Annotated in this window: 19 protein-coding genes; 18 read left to right on the forward strand and 1 reads right to left on the reverse strand. The window is 38.0% G+C overall.

What is annotated here, in order from left to right; translation table 11 throughout:
- Nucleotides 1–3 precede the first annotated feature (3 nt).
- From purS to purD, 8 genes are read left to right on the forward strand one after another with little or no spacing between them, the layout of a single operon-like run.
- Nucleotides 4–252, forward strand: a complete 249-nt coding sequence (gene purS / locus AAA923_RS01330) for a phosphoribosylformylglycinamidine synthase subunit PurS (RefSeq protein WP_338214117.1) — start codon at nucleotides 4–6, stop codon at nucleotides 250–252.
- Entirely contained in the window at nucleotides 253–927 is a 675-nt protein-coding gene (gene purQ, locus AAA923_RS01335; protein ID WP_338214119.1) for a phosphoribosylformylglycinamidine synthase subunit PurQ, read from the forward strand.
- Nucleotides 927–3,137, forward strand: coding sequence for a phosphoribosylformylglycinamidine synthase subunit PurL (gene purL / locus AAA923_RS01340; protein WP_338214121.1), 2,211 nt, complete (start codon nucleotides 927–929; stop codon nucleotides 3,135–3,137). The genes purQ and purL overlap by 1 nt, the downstream gene beginning before the upstream one ends.
- Nucleotides 3,122–4,528, forward strand: coding sequence for an amidophosphoribosyltransferase (gene purF, locus AAA923_RS01345; protein WP_338214123.1), 1,407 nt, complete (start codon nucleotides 3,122–3,124; stop codon nucleotides 4,526–4,528). Before purL ends, purF begins: the two co-directional genes overlap by 16 nt.
- An 11-nt stretch (nucleotides 4,529–4,539) precedes the next feature.
- Nucleotides 4,540–5,559, forward strand: a complete 1,020-nt coding sequence (gene purM / locus AAA923_RS01350; protein WP_338214125.1) for a phosphoribosylformylglycinamidine cyclo-ligase — start codon at nucleotides 4,540–4,542, stop codon at nucleotides 5,557–5,559.
- The gene (gene purN / locus AAA923_RS01355; RefSeq protein WP_338214127.1) at nucleotides 5,556–6,140 is read left to right on the forward strand and encodes a phosphoribosylglycinamide formyltransferase; all 585 of its coding nucleotides are present in this window, start codon (nucleotides 5,556–5,558) and stop codon (nucleotides 6,138–6,140) included. The genes purM and purN overlap by 4 nt, the downstream gene beginning before the upstream one ends.
- Nucleotides 6,137–7,678: a bifunctional phosphoribosylaminoimidazolecarboxamide formyltransferase/IMP cyclohydrolase gene (purH, locus tag AAA923_RS01360; protein WP_338214129.1), complete on the forward strand. Its 1,542-nt coding sequence runs from the start codon at nucleotides 6,137–6,139 to the stop codon at nucleotides 7,676–7,678. Before purN ends, purH begins: the two co-directional genes overlap by 4 nt.
- 15 nt (nucleotides 7,679–7,693) lie before the next feature.
- On the forward strand, nucleotides 7,694–8,950 hold the full coding sequence (purD, locus tag AAA923_RS01365; protein WP_338214130.1) for a phosphoribosylamine--glycine ligase: 1,257 nt from the start codon (nucleotides 7,694–7,696) through the stop codon (nucleotides 8,948–8,950).
- 337 nt (nucleotides 8,951–9,287) lie between these two features.
- On the opposite strand, the gene AAA923_RS01370 is transcribed toward purD, so the two are convergent.
- On the reverse strand, nucleotides 9,288–9,911 hold the full coding sequence (locus AAA923_RS01370) for a lysophospholipid acyltransferase family protein (RefSeq protein WP_338214132.1): 624 nt from the start codon (nucleotides 9,909–9,911) through the stop codon (nucleotides 9,288–9,290).
- Nucleotides 9,912–9,973: 62 nt separating this feature from the next.
- Between AAA923_RS01370 and AAA923_RS01375 the strand changes: the two genes are divergently transcribed.
- From AAA923_RS01375 to AAA923_RS01420, 10 genes are all read left to right on the forward strand, one after another.
- Nucleotides 9,974–10,702 carry a tRNA1(Val) (adenine(37)-N6)-methyltransferase gene (locus tag AAA923_RS01375; RefSeq protein WP_338214133.1) on the forward strand — a complete coding sequence of 243 codons (729 nt, stop codon included), beginning with the start codon at nucleotides 9,974–9,976 and terminating at the stop codon, nucleotides 10,700–10,702.
- The gene (locus AAA923_RS01380) at nucleotides 10,692–10,973 is read left to right on the forward strand and encodes a GIY-YIG nuclease family protein (RefSeq protein WP_338214135.1); all 282 of its coding nucleotides are present in this window, start codon (nucleotides 10,692–10,694) and stop codon (nucleotides 10,971–10,973) included. Before AAA923_RS01375 ends, AAA923_RS01380 begins: the two co-directional genes overlap by 11 nt.
- 126 nt (nucleotides 10,974–11,099) lie before the next feature.
- The gene (rpsB, locus tag AAA923_RS01385) at nucleotides 11,100–11,900 is read left to right on the forward strand and encodes a 30S ribosomal protein S2 (RefSeq protein ID WP_338214138.1); all 801 of its coding nucleotides are present in this window, start codon (nucleotides 11,100–11,102) and stop codon (nucleotides 11,898–11,900) included.
- Nucleotides 11,901–11,971: 71 nt separating this feature from the next.
- Nucleotides 11,972–12,850 (forward strand): translation elongation factor Ts, encoded by an 879-nt coding sequence (tsf, locus tag AAA923_RS01390; RefSeq protein ID WP_338214140.1) that lies wholly within the window; start codon nucleotides 11,972–11,974, stop codon nucleotides 12,848–12,850.
- 172 nt (nucleotides 12,851–13,022) lie between these two features.
- Nucleotides 13,023–13,757 carry a UMP kinase gene (gene pyrH, locus AAA923_RS01395; RefSeq protein ID WP_338214142.1) on the forward strand — a complete coding sequence of 245 codons (735 nt, stop codon included), beginning with the start codon at nucleotides 13,023–13,025 and terminating at the stop codon, nucleotides 13,755–13,757.
- The gene (frr, locus tag AAA923_RS01400) at nucleotides 13,747–14,304 is read left to right on the forward strand and encodes a ribosome recycling factor (protein WP_338214447.1); all 558 of its coding nucleotides are present in this window, start codon (nucleotides 13,747–13,749) and stop codon (nucleotides 14,302–14,304) included. The genes pyrH and frr overlap by 11 nt, the downstream gene beginning before the upstream one ends.
- Complete coding sequence (uppS, locus tag AAA923_RS01405) at nucleotides 14,304–15,053, forward strand: undecaprenyl pyrophosphate synthase (RefSeq protein ID WP_338214448.1); 750 nt, start codon at nucleotides 14,304–14,306, stop codon at nucleotides 15,051–15,053. The genes frr and uppS overlap by 1 nt, the downstream gene beginning before the upstream one ends.
- 18 nt (nucleotides 15,054–15,071) lie before the next feature.
- Nucleotides 15,072–15,866 carry a phosphatidate cytidylyltransferase gene (locus AAA923_RS01410; protein ID WP_338214144.1) on the forward strand — a complete coding sequence of 265 codons (795 nt, stop codon included), beginning with the start codon at nucleotides 15,072–15,074 and terminating at the stop codon, nucleotides 15,864–15,866.
- A gap of 22 nt (nucleotides 15,867–15,888) precedes the next feature.
- Nucleotides 15,889–17,157 carry an RIP metalloprotease RseP gene (gene rseP, locus AAA923_RS01415; protein WP_338214146.1) on the forward strand — a complete coding sequence of 423 codons (1,269 nt, stop codon included), beginning with the start codon at nucleotides 15,889–15,891 and terminating at the stop codon, nucleotides 17,155–17,157.
- A gap of 14 nt (nucleotides 17,158–17,171) precedes the next feature.
- Complete coding sequence (locus AAA923_RS01420) at nucleotides 17,172–18,878, forward strand: proline--tRNA ligase (RefSeq protein ID WP_338214148.1); 1,707 nt, start codon at nucleotides 17,172–17,174, stop codon at nucleotides 18,876–18,878.
- Nucleotides 18,879–18,884 lie beyond the last annotated feature (6 nt).

Genomic DNA, 18,884 nt, shown 5'->3' on the forward strand with positions numbered 1-18,884 from the left:
ATTATGAAATTAGTTAAAGTGTATGTCACTCTAAAGGATTCCGTATTAGACGCTCAAGGTGAAGCTATTAAATCAGCTATCCATTCTATGGGTTACAACAAAGTTGAAAATGTCGGCATGGGAAAATATTTCGAATTGAAGTTTGCTGATGATTATGCTGACTTAGAAAAAGACGTTGATTCCATCTGTGATGATCTTTTAGCCAATCCCAATATTGAAACTTATCGTTATGAAATTACGGAGGCAGAATAGATGAAGTTTGCCGTAATCAATTTTCCTGGCTCCAACTGCGATATGGATCTGTACTACGCCATTCGTGATGGTATTGAACAACAAGTTGAACTTGTCGACTATCGAGCAGAAAGTTTAGCTGGTTTTGACGGCGTGTTGATTCCTGGTGGCTTTTCTTATGGTGACTACTTGCGCAGTGGTGCGATTGCCGTTCATGCTCCGATTGTCAAAGAAATTATTCGTTTCGCTAACGAAGGCAAAATTGTCCTCGGGATTTGTAATGGATTCCAAATTTTGACCGAACTTGGTTTATTGCCGGGTGCCTTGATTAAAAATGAGCAAGGTCGCTTTATCTGTGAAACAGTTGCTCTAAAAGTTGTCAATAATCAAACTGCCTTTACAAATGGCTATGAAAAAGACGAAGTTATCAATATTCCAATCGCACACGGTGAAGGTCGCTATTACTGTGATGACAAGACTTTAGCTGAATTGAGGGCTAATGATCAAATTGCTTTCCAATATCTTGAAAATGTTAACGGCAGTGTGGAACGTATCGCCGGTGTAACTAACAAACAAAAGAATGTCCTAGGCATGATGCCCCACCCAGAACGTGCAATTGAAGAAATTCTCGGTTCTGACGATGGACTGAAACTATTTCAATCAATAATCAATTATCAAGTAAAGGTGAATAATTAATGACTGAACCTACGGCAAAACAAATTAAAGATGAAAAAATTTATCAACAATGGGGTCTAACAGATTCCGAATATGATTTGATCAGCACAAAAATTCTCAAACGTTTGCCAAACTACACTGAGACTGGTCTTTATTCAGTAATGTGGAGTGAACATTGTTCTTATAAGAATTCTAAAAAAGTTCTCCGCAAGATGCCTAATAAGAGTGAACGTGTAATTGCAGGTCCTGGTGAAGATGCCGGAATCTTGGATATTGGTGATAATCAGGCTGTTGTTTTCAAAGCTGAAAGTCACAATCATCCTTCAGCAGTTGAGCCTTATCAAGGTGCAGCAACTGGTGTCGGTGGAATTATTAGAGATATTTTTTCAATGGGTGCTCAACCAATTGCACTTTTAAATAGTTTGAAATTTGGACCGCTAAAAGATGGTCAAACCAAACATTTAGTTAATGAAGTTGTTGCTGGTATCGGTGGCTATGGTAACTGTATTGGTTTGCCAACAGTTGGTGGTGAGATTGCTTTTGAAGATTGCTACGAACACAATCCACTTGTCAATGCAATGTGTGTCGGATTATTGAATAACACTGACTTCAAACATGGTACAGCCAGTGGAGATAAGAATTTGATTGTTTATGTCGGTGCTAAAACCGGTCGAGACGGTATCCACGGCGCAACATTTGCTTCTGATGAATTTACTGATACTAAGAATAAGCAACGCTCAGCTGTACAAGTTGGTAATCCATTTATTGAAAAGTTATTGATGGATGCCTGTGTTGAAATTATCGAAAAACATCCTGAATGGATCTTAGGTATTCAAGATATGGGTGCTGCTGGATTAGTTTCATCAACTGCCGAAATGGCTTCAAAAGCTGGTTCTGGTCTCGTGTTGAACTTGGATAAAGTTCCACAACGCGAAACTGAAATGAACGCTTACGAAATGATGCTATCTGAATCGCAAGAACGAATGGTTCTCTGCGTTAAACCAGAATTCGTTGAGGATGTGTTGGCTTTCTTCAAGCACTTTGAACTTGATGCAGTCGTAATTGGTCAAGTTACAACGGATAAGCAATATAAGATTTATCACCATGATGAATTGGTGACCGATATTCCTGTCGACAGTTTGACTGAAGATGTTCCGGAATATGACCGTGAAGAAACTCAACCACAACGCATGATTGATGACAAAGATTATCAATTTGTTCCCGAAATTGATTCGTTAGAAAAAACTTGGAATGAAATGTTGCAACGACCTAATATTGCTAGCAAAAAACATTTTTACCAAACTTATGATTCACAAGTTAGAGCTAATACATTGGTTCGTCCTGGTAGCGACAGCGGCGTTGTTAGAATCCGTGGTACTAAAAAAGCCATCGCCATGACTAACGATAGCAACTCAAAGTATGTTTACTTAAATCCATATGTTGGTGGTCAAATTGCCGTCATGGAAGCAGCTAGAAATATTGTTGCTAGTGGTGGTGAACCAATTGGGGTTACTGACTGCTTGAACTATGGTAACCCTGAAAACCCGGAAGCTTTCTGGGAACTGGACAAGAGTGTTGAAGGAATTGCTAGTGCCTGTGAAAAGATCAATACACCAGTAATTTCAGGTAATGTTTCGCTCTATAACGAATATAACGATGTTGCAATCTATCCAAGTCCAATGGTTGGGATGGTCGGCTTGATTTCCGATATCGACAATGTCACAACTGTTGCCTTTAAAGATGCTGGAGATTTGATCTATGTAGTTGGTCAAACTCAAGATGATTTCAATGGATCAGAATTACAAATGGCTCAATTAGGAAAATTAAAAGGAAACTTGCGTAATTTAGATTTAGATCAAGAAAAATTACATCAAGATATTATTCGCCAAGCAATTTCTCAAAAATTAATTAAGAGTTGTCACGATTTATCAGAAGGTGGTTTGGCCATTGCCTTGTCGGAATCGGCTTTTGACAATGAATTAGGTTTTGAAATCAATACAAACTTAACTTCAGCTCAGATGTTCTCAGAAACACAATCACGTTTCTTAGTTACAGTTACTCCAGAGAACCAAGCTGTTTTTGAAGAACTAGTAGCTACTGATATTGAATGTTTGGGAACAGTTACTGCTGCACCAGAATTCAAAGTTACTACAGCTGATGAATCGGTTGAAATCAACGGATCAACAGCATGTAAAAACTGGAAGGAGGCCATTGCGTGCCTAATGAAGTAAGAAGTTTAAATGAAGAATGTGGTGTCTTTGGTGTATGGGGCGCTGAAAATGCTAATTATCTAACGTATTTAGGACTCCACAGTCTGCAACATCGTGGTCAAGAGGGTGCCGGAATTGTTGCTAATGATGGCAAAAAACTTCGTGCTTATCGTAATTTAGGATTGTTGACACAAGTCTTTTCTAAACCAGAATATTTGAATTCTTTAGTCGGTGATTCTGCAATTGGACACGTTCGTTACTCGACTGCCGGCGAAAATAAGATTGAGAATGTGCAACCACTTTTATTCGATTTTACAGATAGCCAAATTGCTTTGGCCCACAACGGTAACCTAACTAACGCTGTGACTTTGAAGAAGGAATTGGAAGAAAAAGGTCATATCTTTAAATCTAGTTCTGATTCCGAAGTATTAGTTCACTTGATCAAAGTTTCCAACGCTCCAACTTTCCACGAAAAAATTGTTGAAGCATTGAACAAGATTCAAGGTGGCTTTGCCTATTTACTTTTAACAAAAGATGCCATGATTGTTGCTTTGGATTCTCATGGTTTCCGTCCACTTTCAATCGGTCAATTAGATAATGGAGCTTATGTTGTTGCCAGTGAAACTTGTGCCTTGGATGCTGTTGGAGCCAAATTAGTTCGCAATGTGCAACCTGGGGAATTGATTACGATTGACAATGATGGAATGAAAATTGATCAATGGACAACTGATACTAAATTGGCTATTTGTTCAATGGAATTCATCTATTTTGCTCGTCCGGACTCAGATATTTTAGGAGTTAACGTTCACTCGGCTAGAAAACGTATGGGTGCTAACTTGGCTAAAGAGTTTCCAGCGCCTGGCGATATTGTTGTTGGTGTACCGAATTCATCATTATCTGCGGCCAGTGGATATGCGGAAGCTAGTGGTTTGCCATATGAAATGGGCTTGATCAAGAACCAATATATGGGCCGTGAATTTATTCAGCCAACTCAAGAATTACGTGAAAAGAGTGTTCGTCAAAAATTGGCTGCCGTTAAAGGTGTTGTCCAAGGCAAACGAGTTATTTTAGTTGATGATTCAATCGTGCGTGGAACAACTTGTGCCTACATCGTGCAATTGTTGAGAGATGCCGGTGCTACTGAAGTACACTTGCGCATCGCATCACCAAGATTTATGCATCCTTGTTTCTACGGCATTGATATTCAAGAAAAGAGTGAGTTAATTGCAGCTCACAAATCGATTCCAGAAATGAATGAAATATTCGGATCTGATTCGTTGAAATTCTTGAGTGAAGAAGGCTTGATCGATGCAATTGGTTTGAAGTCTGATGCGCCATATTCAGGTTTAGATATGTCATATTTCAATGGTGACTATCCAACTTATCTTTACGATTATGAATCTAGAAAATAAGGAGGCATTCAATGTCTAATCCCTATCAAGATGCGGGCGTTAACGTCGAATCAGGTTATAAAATTTCTAAATTTGTGAAACAGAATACACATAACAGTAATATTGGTAATTTCGGTGGCGTCTATGAGATTCCTGAAGGTTATAAGCACCCCGTTTTAGTTTCGAGTGATGACGGTGTGGGAACTAAATTATTGTTAACTACTGAAGCTAAAAAGTGGGATACCATCGGTATCGATTGTGTCGCTATGTGTGTCAATGACATTTTGGCTCAGGGGGCGACTCCACAATATTTCTTGGATTATATTTCAACTGGTAAGGTTGATGACAAAATTGAAGAAATTCTCAAGGGAGTTATCGCCGGCTGTGATCAGGCTAATGCTAATTTAATCGGTGGCGAGACTGCGGAAATGCCGGGAGTTTATGATGCTAAAGATTACGATATCGCTGGTTTTTCGGTCGGTATCTGTGAAAAAGATGATCTATTAAAGAAAGAAAATATTCAAGCTGGCAATGTTTTGATTGGTTTGAAGTCTAGTGGAATTCATTCTAATGGTTATTCACTAGTTCGTAAGATTTTCTTCCAAGATCATAAATTAACTGTTGAGAGTGTTTTGCCAGAATATACCGAGAAAACTTTAGGTGAGTTACTACTAACACCAACTAAAATTTATGTGCAAGATATTGTGCCATTACTTGATGAGCGTTTGATTAAAGGTATTTCACACATCACAGGTGGTGGTTTCTATGAGAATATTCCGCGGATGTTACCAGACAATTTAGCTGCTGAAATTAACGTAGATATTTGGCCTAAGTTACCAATATTTGGTTTATTGCAAAAGTACGGTCAACTAGAAACTGCTGATATGTATCATATTTTCAACATGGGTCTAGGAATGGTAATTGCTGTCGATTCTTCTAAAGAGTTAGAAGTTTTAGAGTTGTTGAATGAAAAAGAAACGGTTGCATATACGATTGGGGAAGTTGTTCCTAAGTCGGAAGAAAGTTTGATTTTGAAAGGGGATCAGCTATGAGAGTAGCAATTTTTGCCTCTGGAAACGGTAGTAACTTTGAAGCTATTGCCAAGTCAGATGAATTACGCAACGCCGGTTTGGAAATCGAATTGGTCGTTTGTGATCAAAATAAAGCCCACGTGATTGAACGAGCAGCAAAATATAATATCCCCGTTTTCGTTAATCAATTGAGTGATTATCCAAACCGTGGTGCGTATGAACAAGCTATTATCGAAAAATTAAAGCCACTTCAAATTGAGTACATTTTATTAGCAGGTTATATGCGTGTTGTCACACCTGTCTTGTTGGCGGCTTATCCAAATCATATTATCAATATCCATCCGTCACTATTACCTAAGTTTTCTGGCCTAGAAGCGATTGAACGAGCTTTTGAGGCTGGGGATGAAGTGACTGGGGTAACGATTCATTATATTGATGAAGGAGTCGATACGGGCCCAATTATCAAGCAAGAGAAAGTTGTCCGTTTGACCAACGATACTGAAGAGAGTTTGGAAGCTAGGATTCACCAAACTGAGCATCAAATGTATCGCCAAGTAATTCTTGATTTACTAAATAAAACTAATGGGGTAGATAAAAAATGAAAAGAGCTTTGATCAGTGTTTCAGATAAAACAGGTGTTGTTGAATTTGCTAAGGGTTTAATTGCTAATGATTTTGAAATTATCTCAACCGGTGGTACATACAAGAAACTTCAAGAAAACGGCGTTAAAGTTACTGAAATTGACGAAGTAACTAAGTTCCCTGAAATTCTTGATGGCCGTGTTAAGACATTGCACCCAATGGTTCATGCAGGACTATTAGCAAAACGTGATAATCCAGAACACATGCAAACTTTGGAAAAACTCAATATTCAAACTATCGACCTTGTCTGCGTTAATTTATATCCATTTAAAGAAACTATTTCTAAAGATGGTGTAACACCTGCCGAAGCAATCGAACAAATTGATATCGGTGGTCCATCAATGATTCGTTCTGCTTCAAAGAATTTTAAGAGCGTTTACGTTGTTATCGATGCTAGCGATTATGAAACAGTTTTGGAAAGCATCAAATCTGATGAAGATGATGCAATTCTCAGACGTCGTTTGGCTGCTAAGGCTTTCCGTCACACGGCTGAATATGACAGTATTATTGCTCACTATTTGACAGACCTTAATGGCGACGAATTCCCTGATGTTGAAGTGCTAGGTTACGATTATCATCAAGAATTACGTTACGGTGAAAATTCACATCAAAAGGCTGCTTTCTATCAAAGTGCAATGCCTTCAGCTTATTCAATCGCTTCCGCAAAACAATTGCATGGTAAGGAACTTTCATTCAACAATATCAAAGATGCGGATGCTGCCTTGAGAATTGTCGCTGACTTCGATCAACCATGTGTTGCTGCTTTGAAGCACATGAATCCGTGTGGTGTCGGTGTTGATGACGAATGTATCTACAAAGCTTGGCACAAAGCTTATACAGCCGATACAATGTCAATTTTTGGTGGTATCGTTGCGGTTAACCGTGAAGTTACTAAAGAAATTGCTGAAGAAATGCATAAAATTTTCCTTGAAATCGTTATTGCTCCTAGTTTTACTGATGAAGCTTTGGAAATCTTGGAAGCTAAGAAAAATATCCGTCTATTGACACTCGACTTTTCACAAGCACAAGCAGCTGACAAACACGAATACGTTTCAGTTATGGGTGGTTTGCTAGTTCAAGAACGTGATACAACAGTTGATCAAATGGACGAATTCAAAGTTGTTACTAAGAAAGCTCCAACTGACGAAGAAATGAAGGCTCTATTATTCGGTCAACAAGTTGTTAAGCATGTTAAGAGTAATGCCATTGTTATTACAACAACTGACAAGACTTTAGGTATCGGTGCTGGTCAAATGAATCGTATCGGTTCAGTTAAAATCGCTATCGAACAAGAAGAAAAGGCTGAAACACATTCACCGCTTATCATGGCTTCAGATGCTTTCTTCCCAATGGACGACTGTGTGCAATACGCTGCTGAACATGGCATCACTGCAATTGTTCAACCAGGTGGTTCAATCAAGGATCAAGATTCAATCGACATGGCTGATAAATTTGGAATTGCAATGGTCTTCACTGGTAGAAGACACTTTAAACACTAGAAGAGAGGTCTTTTAATGAAAATACTCGTAGTCGGTTCAGGTGCACGTGAGGATGCCATTTGTCAGTCACTACTCAAGAATCCAAGGAACGTTGTCTTTTGTGCTCCCGGTAATGATGGGATGAAATTGAATGGTATCAAGACAATTTCGATTGATGAAGATGAATTTTCCCATTTAGCAAATTTTGCGGAAACAAATGAGATCGACTATACGATTGTGGGTCCAGAAGATCCATTGGTTAACGGAATTGCTGATTTCTTTAAGAGTCGTAAATTATTAGTTTTTGGACCAACCAAAGAAGCTGCTCAAATTGAAGGTTCAAAGTCATTTACTAAAAAATTAATGGCTGATGCTGGCATTGCAACGGCTAGTTATCAAGAATTTACTGATTTACAAAAAGCCACAGATTTCTTGAAGACTGATGCTGAGTTTCCAATTGTTATTAAAGCTGATGGTTTAGCTGCTGGTAAGGGTGTCTATATTTCACCTGATCAAGCAGACGCGCTTGAAAAAGTGTCAGAGTTATTGGATGGTCATAAATTCAATACTCGCAAAGTTGTAATTGAAGAATTCTTAGAGGGTGAAGAATTTTCACTAATGGCGTTTGTAGACCATAAGCGTTTTTACTCAATGCCATTAGCTCAAGATTATAAAAAGATTTTTGAAGATGATAAAGGACCTAATACAGGTGGAATGGGTGCAGTTTGTCCGGTAGCTAATATTTCAACTGAGATTGAACAAACAGCCATTGAAACAGTTATCAAGCCATTTGTGAAAGAGCTTTATACACAAGGTATCAAGTATACCGGTATCATTTATGCAGGCTTGATCCTGACAAAAAATGGTATCAAAGTAATTGAGTTCAATGCTCGTTTCGGTGATCCTGAAACTGAAGTAGTTTTGCCAAGATTACAATCTGATTTATCAGAAATAATCGACCAAATTCTCCATCACAAAAAGATTGCCGAAATCGAATGGGAAAAGACTGGTTTAAACCTTGGAGTTTTCGCCGTCAGCAAAGGTTATCCAACTAAACAAGTTTCTGGAGACCTAGGCAGTACTGACGACTTCAGAAATTGCCCACTGACAACAAATTTTGCCGGCGTGCGCAAGGAGGACCATCATCTGATTAGTAATGGCGGTCGTTTATATTTGATGCAGACACAGTCACAAACACTGTCAGAAGCTCAAACAGAGATTTACCGTGAATTAGATAAGATGGAACAAGAAAATATTTTCTATCGACGCGATATCGGAAAGAATTCAATTTAACTTTCTAAAGCTTAATCTAATGAATTTTGAATAAAATAATAGCCTCAGAATCTATCAAGATTCTGGGGCTATTTTTGGTATATAATTATTTACTATAAATTGTGGTTAAAACATTTGTTAGAATTTTAATTAGTATTAATGTATGGAGCTAGTTAATAATTAATTGGATATTCTTGTATTCAGTTAATAGCTATTAATTAGTCGGAAGAGCTGGGAAATATTTGTGTGCTGAGGTTCGAGACCGCATTTTGGCTCGGACCGTTCCGCACAGCTTGAGAATATTTCCCAGCTCTGTAGACGGCATATTTAATTAAAACCCAATGATAAAAGGAAAAAACTACTTTTTCTTTGGTGGAATATATTCAAAACTTGGATCAATTTCATTATCGATATCTTTCCAAGCTTGTTCCATATCTTCATTAACTTGTTTGGTCTGTTCATCATTGAGTTTAGCCTTAAAATCGAAGTCGATTTCAGGACCAACGCCAACAGTGATTTGCTTATGCATCATCAAGCCGCCAAAAGTTAAAGGTCCTTGATAAACGAATGGAACTAATGGGGCCTTAGATAATTTGGCAATCAATGAAGCGCCACCTTTGAGTTCTTCTGAGTAACGAGTACCGGAAGGGAACATAATTAAAACTCGACCTTCTTTTCTCAAAGCTTTAACTGGAGTTTTAATTGCTGAAGGACCTGGATGGGCTCGATCAACTGGAAATGCGTGAGCGTGAACTAGAATATATCGTAAAATTGGATTTTTAAAGAGTTCTTTTTTAGCCATAAAAGTTGCATCTCGTGGTGCAATGACGAGCGCGAAGAAGATTGGCTCCCACCAAGTTCGATGGGGCGCAACCAAAATATATGGTTTATCTGGTAAATTTTCTTTACCAACGACATCGAAGTGCCCGTTTAGTAAAAATACTATACCTCTCACTAAAACACGGATAACTTTATAAAACATAGAAATATCATTCTCCCAAAAATAATTTTGACTTATTTAAAATAACATAAAGCAGGTGCAATATGTCGATTAATTCGCAAGATATAATTTCTAACAGTGGAATTATCATCAATCAAGACAAAGAACTCTACTCATTTAACCTTGATACTATTTTACTCTATAATTTCGCCAAACCAGTAAAAAAAGGTAAAGTCGTGGATTTATGTGCTGGAAATGGGGCAATTGGCTTGTCATTAGCTGCAAAGACCCACGCCCAAATCTATCTTGTGGAAATTCAAGCAGAACTTGCCAAATTGTCACAGCAGAGTATTTTGGACAATCATTTGGAACAACAAGTTCATTCAATTAATGATGACTTAAAAAATGTTCAGAAATATCTATCACACGATACGATTGATACAATTGTCTGCAATCCGCCGTATTTCAAGCTATCGGATTCAACAGTAATTAAAGATAATCCGGTTTTGGCAATTGCTCGTCATGAGTTAAAAGCAGATCTTACCGATATTCTTTCTACTATTAAGATACTGTTAAAAGAAAATTCGCATGCGTTTATCGTTTACCGACCAGAACGTCTGAGTGAATTATTCAGTATTATGACTCAAGAAAAATTGCAACCCAAGCGTATACGTTTTGTCAGATCGACTGCCACCAAAGATGCCAACCTAGTTTTACTGGATGTTGTTAAAACTGTCAAAGCGTCATCATTACGTGTTGAACCAGATTTAGTAATTTATGATGAGAACCATCAGTTAAGTAAAGAGGCAAGTTTAATTATCAATGGAAAATAAAAAATATTACGTTTATATGTTGCTCTGCAACGATAAAACCTTTTATACTGGTACCAGCAATAATGTTGAAAAACGTGTTGCGACCCACAATGCAGGTAAGGGTGCTAAATATACTAAAGTTAGGCGTCCGGTCAAATTAATGTATTCCGAAGAGTTGGCTAATAAGTCTGAAGCTTTGAAGCGCGAGATTGCGATTAAGAAGCTTAGTCGCCAACAAAAAATCACTTTATTAAAAAGTAACGGAATAAATTGGCAAGACTACTTGATTTAATGAGTATTTTCCAATATAATATTTACCTGTATTGAATACACACACTCAACGATTTGATTGATGGTGCGCGCAAGCGTTTCAGTCAGACATGACTTGAGTGGAGGTAAAAACCAGGAGGAACTATTTATGTCAGTTATTTCTATGAAACAATTGCTCGAAGCCGGTGTACATTTCGGTCACCAAACAAGACGTTGGAATCCAAAGATGAAGCCATTTATCTTTACACAAAGAAATGGTATCTACATCATTGATTTACAAAAGACTGTTCGCATGATCGACGATGCTTACAATTATATGAAGGCTGTTGCCGGTGACAACGGAATTTTCTTATTCGTTGGTACAAAGAAGCAAGCTCAAGACGCTGTTGCTGAAGAAGCTACACGTGCCGGTCAATACTACGTTAACCACCGTTGGTTAGGTGGTACTTTGACTAACTGGAACACAATCCAAAAACGTATCAAGAGATTAAAGGAAATCAAGGCTATGGCCACTGATGGTACTTTTGAACGTCTACCTAAGAAAGAAGTTGCTTTACTTACAAAGCAACAAGCTAAGTTAGAGAAGTTCCTTGGTGGTATCGAAGATATGCCAAGAATCCCTGATGTTATGTTCATCGTTGACCCTCACAAGGAAAACATTGCTGTTAACGAAGCAAAGAAACTTAACATTCCTATCGTAGCTATGGTTGATACAAACACAGATCCAGATCCTATCGATGTTATCATTCCTTCAAACGATGATGCTATCCGTGCCGTAAGATTGATTACTGCTAAGATGGCCGACGCTATCGTTGAAGGTAAGCAAGGTGAAGAAGCTGTTTCAGATGCTGACTTTGCAGACAAAAAAGCTGATAATGCTACAGAAGCTGCTGATGACAAGTCAATCGAAGATTTGGCAAACGCAACAAACAATAACGATAACAAATAATTAAAATAATATCCGTAAAATAGAGTCATCTGAGTAAGATGGCTTTATTTATACGACTGGAGGATTTACGAATGGCTAAAATTACTGCTGCTCAAGTTAAAGAATTACGTGATAAGACAAGCGTTGGTATGATGGATGCTAAAAAGGCATTGGTTTCTGCTGATGGAGACATGGACAAAGCTGTTGACTTGTTAAGAGAAAAAGGTATTGCTAAAGCTGCTAAGAAGAGTGGAAACATTGCTGCTGAAGGTTTAACACATATCGAAATTTCAGGTAACAAGGCTGCTATCATCGAAGTTAACTCAGAAACTGACTTTGTTTCATCAAATGATAAGTTTATCAATCTTGTTAACTCAATTGGTAAGGCTATTGTTGAAAACGAACCAAAGACTATGGACGAAGCATTAGCTTTAAGTCTTGGCGAAGGTTCAGTTAACGACGCTATCACTGGCTTAACAGCTGTTATCGGTGAAAAGATTAGCTTGAGACGTTTCCAAGTTCTTGATAAGACTGATGCACAAGTATTCGGTTCATACCTACATAACGGTGGCTTAATTGGTGCTATTGTTACACTTGAAGGTAAAGACGAAGATGCTGCTAAGGATGTTGCTATGCACGTTGCTGCTATCAACCCTAAGTACATGGATCGTGATCAAGTACCTGCTGATGTTCTTGAACATGAAAAGGCTATCTTTACTGAAGAAACAAAAGCTGAAGGTAAACCTGAAAAGATCATTCCAAGAATCGTTGAAGGCCGTTTGAACAAGTACTTGTCAGAAATTAGTTTGGCTGACCAAGAATTTGTTAAGGATTCAGATATGACTGTTCAACAATTCGTTGAATCAAAGAACAGTAAACTAATTTCATACGCTCGTTACGAAGTCGGTGAAGGAATCGAAAAGAAACAAGAAGATTTCGCTGAAGAAGTAAAGAACCAAATGAATAACTAATAAATTTATTTATTTTTGAGAAGGGTCGCTTAATTCATTTTTTGAATTAAACGACCTTTTCTTTGTATAAAGGGTTGTATCCGAGCAATTTTTATTTAAAAATAGTGATTAGATAATTTTAGTGTAGCGAATATGTTAAAATGTTTAGTAGCAAAATTAAAGGAGAGTACTTATGCCTGATATCAAGTATAAAAGAGTAATTTTAAAAGTTTCTGGAGAAGCATTAGCTGGAGAAAAAGGATTTGGTATTAATCCCCCAGTTATCAAAAAAATAGCTGAACAAATTAAGAGTGTTCACGATTTAGGTGTTCAAGTTGCTATCGTTTGTGGTGGCGGTAATATTTGGCGTGGTGAAACTGGTGCCGAAATGGGTATGGATCGTGCCCAAGCCGATTACATGGGTATGATGGCTACAGTTATGAATGGACTAGCTTTACAAGATGGACTAGAACACATTGGTGTTCCAACACGTGTGCAAACTTCTATCGAAATGCGCCAAGTTGCTGAACCATACATCAGAAGAAAGGCTATCAGACACCTTGAAAAAGGCCGTGTCGTAATCTTTGCTGGTGGTACTGGTAATCCTTACTTCTCAACTGATACAACTTCTGTATTGCGTGCTGCTGAAATTGAAGCTGACGTCATCTTAATGGCTAAAAACAACGTTGATGGTGTATACTCAGCTGATCCTAAGAAAGATCCAAAGGCTAAGAAATATTCTAAATTAACACAACTTGATCTCATTAATAAGAATCTTGGAGTTATGGATACAACAGCTTCATCATTGTCAATGGACAACAATATTCCATTGATCGTATTCAACTTGAACAAGGCTGAAAATATCAAGAAGGTTGTTCAAGGTGAAAATATCGGAACAATTATAGAGGATGGTAATGATGACAAATAAAGCTATTTCCAAAGCTAAAGAAAACATGAAAAAGTCAGCCGAGGTTTTAAACCGCGAATTGGCTAACATCCGTGCTGGTAAAGCTAACGCCTCAATTTTGAGCAACGTTATGGTTTCATACTATGGTAGTGATGTTCCTTTGAACCAAGTTGCTTCAATCAACATTCCTGAAGCACGTGTTCTTTTGATCACACCTTATGACAAATCTTCACTTGATGACATTGAACATGCTATCAACTCATCAGATCTTGGTTTGAACCCTGCCAATGATGGTAACGTTATTCGTTTGGTTATCCCACAGCTTACTGGTGAGCGCAGACAAGAGATTGCTAAACAAGTTGGTAAAGAGGCCGAAGGTGGTCGTATCGCTGTTAGAAACGTTCGTCGTGAAGCTATGGACGATTTGAAGAAGCAATTGAAGGCTAACGATGTTACTGAAGATGAATTCCATACTCTTGAAAAAGATGTCCAAAAAGTAACTGACGATGCAATTGCTGAAATTGATAAATTAGCTGCAGCCAAAGAAAAAGAAATCACTGAAGGTTAATTTCAATGGCAGAGGATAATAAGAGACAATTGGATCCTGAAATATCTGTTCCTAAGCATATTGCAATTATTATGGATGGTAATGGTCGTTGGGCTAAAGAAAAAGGTCAACCAAGAATTGCTGGACATAAAGAAGGCATGAATAATGTTAAAACAATTGCAACAGCAGCGAGTCATTTGGGAGTAAAGGTTTTGAGTCTCTATGCTTTTTCTACAGAGAATTGGAGCCGTCCAAGCAAAGAAGTTAATTTCTTGATGCGCTTGCCGGTAGATTTCTTTGGAACATTTATGCCAGATTTGATTAAAGAAAACATTAAAGTAATGGTAACTGGATTTACGGATCATTTACCTGACAGAACGAGAAAAGTAGTATTGAAAGCAGTTGAGGACACAAAGGATAACACTGGAATGATCCTCAACTTTGCTTTTAATTACGGTGGTCGTGCGGAACTTGTACATGCAGCTAAAAGTTTGGCAATTGAGGCCGCAAATGGTTCAATTGATCCAGACAAGATAGACGATGCGATGTTTGCCGATCACTTATTGACTGATCAACTTGGAAATTTGGCTGACCCTGATCTTTTGATCAGAACTAGTGGCGAAGAAAGAATTTCTAACTTTATGTTGTGGCAATTGGCTTATTCAGAGATGGTCTTTGATAAGACATATTGGCCTAATTACTCAGTTGACAACTTGATTGAGGATATTAAAGAATTTGACAGACGAGATCGTCGATACGGTTCTGTTTAGTTAGTTTGGGGGAAAATTATGAAACAACGTGTAATCACCGCCGTTATTGCATTAGCAATCTTTATTCCCATATTGCTTGCTGGTGGAGTGTGGCTAGAAGTTGCTGCGGTAGCTTTAGCTGCAGTTGGTGTATTTGAAGTTTATATCATGCGTAAAAGAATCATCGTTTCAATGGACTTTTTGGTAACTATCTTAGGAACTTTGGCATTAGTTGTGCCAGATGCTTTCTATCATGGTTGGTTCCCAAAGAGTTTCACACGTTTGGATTTATTTTACGTTTTCTCGATCATCTTATTGATCATTACAGTTTTGACTAAAAATAAATTTAATTTTGAAGATGCTGGTGTGTCAGTCGTATCAATGCTTTACATTGGTACTGGTTTCCACTATCTAGCAGCCGTTAGAAATTCAGCTCCTGGTTTAGGTCTTTTGATGTATGCCTTGATTGTTGTGTGGTCAACTGATATTTTTGCTTATTCATTTGGTAGAAAAATTGGTAAGCACAAGTTATGGCCTGCAATTAGCCCTAACAAAACTTGGGAAGGCACAATTGCCGGAATTATTATGGCTTTGATTCTTTCTGGAGTTTACATGTATTTCGTTCCCCAAGAGTACTCAATGACAACTATGTTGATGATTGCCTTTGTACTCTCAATTATGGGACAAATGGGTGACTTGATTGAGTCTGCCTATAAGAGATTCTACAAAGTAAAGGATTCAGGAAATATCCTACCAGGTCATGGTGGGATTTTGGATCGCTTCGATAGCATGTTGATCGTGCTACCTTTGTTACACATTTTTGGTTTAGTATAAACAGCAGCTCGTGGAGGTTAAAATGACCGCGATAATTACATTTATAATCGTTTTTGGAATCTTAGTGATCGTTCATGAATTTGGACACTATTATGCAGCAAAAAAATCCGGAATCTTGGTTCGGGAGTTTTCTGTTGGAATGGGTCCAAAAATTGTGGCATACAGAAAAAACCATACGACATATACCTTGAGACTTTTGCCTCTAGGTGGTTATGTACGAATGGCTGGTGCCCAGGAAGATGACTCTGAGATTCAACCCGGAACAATGTCATCTTTAGTTTTGAATGATGATAACAAAGTAACAAAAATTATAACTTCAAGTAAAGTTTACGATGCAAACGCGGTTCCAGTTCAAATCTCAAAAGCTGACCTTGTCGATGATTTAATCATTGAAGGATACGAAAATGGTGATGAGTCTGTCACTAAAAAATATTCAGTCGATCATGATGCAACAATTGTTGAAGAGGACGGAACCGAAGTTCAAATTGCTCCTCGTGACGTTCAGTTGCAATCAGTTTCTGTTTGGAAACGAATGATCACTAACTTTGCTGGTCCATTCAATAACTTTGTGCTAGCTATCGTAGCTGCTATTTTAGCGGCCTTTATGATGGGTTCAGTTGGTACAGGTACAAATCAACTAGGCGGAGTTCAAAACAACTCTGTGGCTCAAAAGGCTGGCTTAAAAGCGAATGATAAGATTCTTAGCGTTAACGGGAAGAAAACTGGTTCTTGGGCTACATTGACTGAGAAGATTCAGAACAACCCTGGCAAAAACTTAACGTTAAGCGTTCAAAGTGGTAAAAAGACTGAACAAATTAAATTAACTCCCAAGACAGTTAAACAATCAGGTCAAAAATATGGCATGATTGGAATTACTGCTAAATTGGATTCATCTGTCCTTGGTAAGATTAAATATGGATTTACATATGCCTGGAGCACATCATTAACAATTTTCCACGCCTTAGGTAAAATGGTCTCTGGTGGATTTAGTATTAATCAATTATCCGGTCCTGTCGGAATTTATTCAATGACTTCCAAAGTGGCCTCAACTGGTTTGATCAATATTATTTTGTTCACATCAATGTTATCGATGAATTTGGGGATCGTTAACTTGATACCTATTCCAGCCTTAGATGGTGGGAAGATTTTGTTAAATATCGTTGAAGCAATTAGAAGAAAACCAATTCCTGAACAATATGAGAATGTTATCACCCTAATCGGTGTCGGGATTTTGGTACTATTGATGGTTGCCGTAACGTGGAATGATATCCAGCGTTTCTTTATAAAATAGGGGGATAAGAGAACTTGAAACAATCAAAATTATATATTCCAACACTAAAACAAACTCCTTCAGATGCTGAAGCAGTCAGTCACCAATTGATGTTGAGAGCCGGATACATCAGACAAGTTTCTGCAGGTGTGTACGCATACTTGCCATTAGCTTGGTCAGTAATCCGTAAGCTTGAAGATCTAATGCGCAAAGAAATGGAAAAAATTGATGCCGTTGAAATGCAAATGCCAGCAATTTTACCAGCTGATTTGTGGAAGGAAAGTGGGCGTTATGAAACTTATGGCGACAATCTTTTCAAGATGAAGGATCGTCACGAAAGAGAATTTGTTTTAGGACCTACCCACGAAGAAACATTTACTAGCGTGGTTAAGGAAGGTTTGAACAGTTACAAGAAATTGCCACTTGTTTTATACCAAATGCAAATGAAGTATCGTGATGAAGATCGTCCTCGTTATGGTCTATTACGTGGTCGTGAATTCTTGATGAAGGATGCTTATTCGTTTACAGCTAACAAGGAACAATTGGATGTTGTCTTCAACCAAATGGAACAAGCTTACCGCAACATTTTCGATGCCTGTGGTTTGAACTATCGTGCCATTATTGGTGATGCCGGTGCCATGGGTGGAACTGATTCAAAAGAATTTTCTGCTATTGCTCCTATCGGTGAAGATACAATTGCTTATTCTGACGAATCAGATTATTCTGCTAACTTGGAAATGGCTGCAAGTAAGATGGATGAAAATCCTACTGAAGAAAAGAAATCTATTGAAGAAGTCGACACACCAAACGTTCACACAATTGATACTTTGGCTGCACTTCTAAAAGTTGAACCTGCTAGAATCATGAAGGCTGTGGCTTACATGGCTGATGACGAACCAGTAATGGTTATGATTCGTGGCGATTACGACGCTAATGATGTTAAAATTAAAAACTACTTAGGTGCCGACTTCCTGCGTGAAGCTACTCCTGAAGAAGTTAAAGATGTATTCCACAGTGTACCTGGATTTATCGGACCTAAGGGTATCGATGACAAGGTTAAGGTATTGTATGATAGCTCACTTGTTGGTTTGACTAACTTTGTTGTTGGTCCTAACAAGGAAGACCATCACTTTATCAACGCTAACTTTGAAGATATTACTGATGAAATGCCTGAGTTTAGAGATTTCCGTGTTATCAAAGAAGGAGAAACTTCTCCAGACGGTCATGGTCACATCAAATTTACTCGTGGTATTGAAATTGGCCACATTTTCAAATTGGGTACTAAGTTCTCTAAGGCACTTGGCGCTAACTTCTTGGATGAAAATGGTAAATCTAATCCATTGATCATGGGTTGTTACGGAATTGGTATTTCAAGATTGCTTTCAGCAATTATTGAACAACACAGTGATGAAAATGGTATTATCTGGCCAGCACAATTGGCTCCATACCAAATTCACGTTGTTCCAATCAAGTACAACAATGATGTTCAAGGCAAATTAAGTGACGAAATCGTTACTTTGTTGCAAGATGAAGGCTATGATGTCTTACTTGATGATCGTAAAGAACGTCCCGGCGTTAAATTTGCGGACTCAGATTTGATTGGTATTCCAATTCGAATCACAGTTGGTAAAAAAGCTGCCGACGAGATTGTGGAACTTAAGATTAGAAGTACTGGCGAAACAATCGAAGTAAGTAAAGATGAATTAGTAAATTCAGTAAAAATATTGCTTAAGAATCAGTAATGAGGC

The organism is Companilactobacillus muriivasis, from assembly GCF_036246245.1.
Taxonomy (GTDB): domain Bacteria; phylum Bacillota; class Bacilli; order Lactobacillales; family Lactobacillaceae; genus Companilactobacillus; species Companilactobacillus muriivasis.

What these genes read in the sequence shown, in the direction of transcription:
- purS (WP_338214117.1), top strand. Translation starts at nt 4, where the DNA reads ATGAAATTAGTTAAAGTGTATGTCACTCTAAAGGATTCCGTATTAGAC.
- purQ (WP_338214119.1), top strand. Translation starts at nt 253, where the DNA reads ATGAAGTTTGCCGTAATCAATTTTCCTGGCTCCAACTGCGATATGGAT.
- purL (WP_338214121.1), top strand. Translation starts at nt 927, where the DNA reads ATGACTGAACCTACGGCAAAACAAATTAAAGATGAAAAAATTTATCAA.
- purM (WP_338214125.1), top strand. Translation starts at nt 4,540, where the DNA reads ATGTCTAATCCCTATCAAGATGCGGGCGTTAACGTCGAATCAGGTTAT.
- purN (WP_338214127.1), top strand. Translation starts at nt 5,556, where the DNA reads ATGAGAGTAGCAATTTTTGCCTCTGGAAACGGTAGTAACTTTGAAGCT.
- purH (WP_338214129.1), top strand. Translation starts at nt 6,137, where the DNA reads ATGAAAAGAGCTTTGATCAGTGTTTCAGATAAAACAGGTGTTGTTGAA.
- purD (WP_338214130.1), top strand. Translation starts at nt 7,694, where the DNA reads ATGAAAATACTCGTAGTCGGTTCAGGTGCACGTGAGGATGCCATTTGT.
- AAA923_RS01370 (WP_338214132.1), bottom strand. Translation starts at nt 9,911, where the DNA reads ATGTTTTATAAAGTTATCCGTGTTTTAGTGAGAGGTATAGTATTTTTA.
- AAA923_RS01375 (WP_338214133.1), top strand. Translation starts at nt 9,974, where the DNA reads ATGTCGATTAATTCGCAAGATATAATTTCTAACAGTGGAATTATCATC.
- AAA923_RS01380 (WP_338214135.1), top strand. Translation starts at nt 10,692, where the DNA reads ATGGAAAATAAAAAATATTACGTTTATATGTTGCTCTGCAACGATAAA.
- rpsB (WP_338214138.1), top strand. Translation starts at nt 11,100, where the DNA reads ATGTCAGTTATTTCTATGAAACAATTGCTCGAAGCCGGTGTACATTTC.
- tsf (WP_338214140.1), top strand. Translation starts at nt 11,972, where the DNA reads ATGGCTAAAATTACTGCTGCTCAAGTTAAAGAATTACGTGATAAGACA.
- pyrH (WP_338214142.1), top strand. Translation starts at nt 13,023, where the DNA reads ATGCCTGATATCAAGTATAAAAGAGTAATTTTAAAAGTTTCTGGAGAA.
- frr (WP_338214447.1), top strand. Translation starts at nt 13,747, where the DNA reads ATGACAAATAAAGCTATTTCCAAAGCTAAAGAAAACATGAAAAAGTCA.
- AAA923_RS01410 (WP_338214144.1), top strand. Translation starts at nt 15,072, where the DNA reads ATGAAACAACGTGTAATCACCGCCGTTATTGCATTAGCAATCTTTATT.
- rseP (WP_338214146.1), top strand. Translation starts at nt 15,889, where the DNA reads ATGACCGCGATAATTACATTTATAATCGTTTTTGGAATCTTAGTGATC.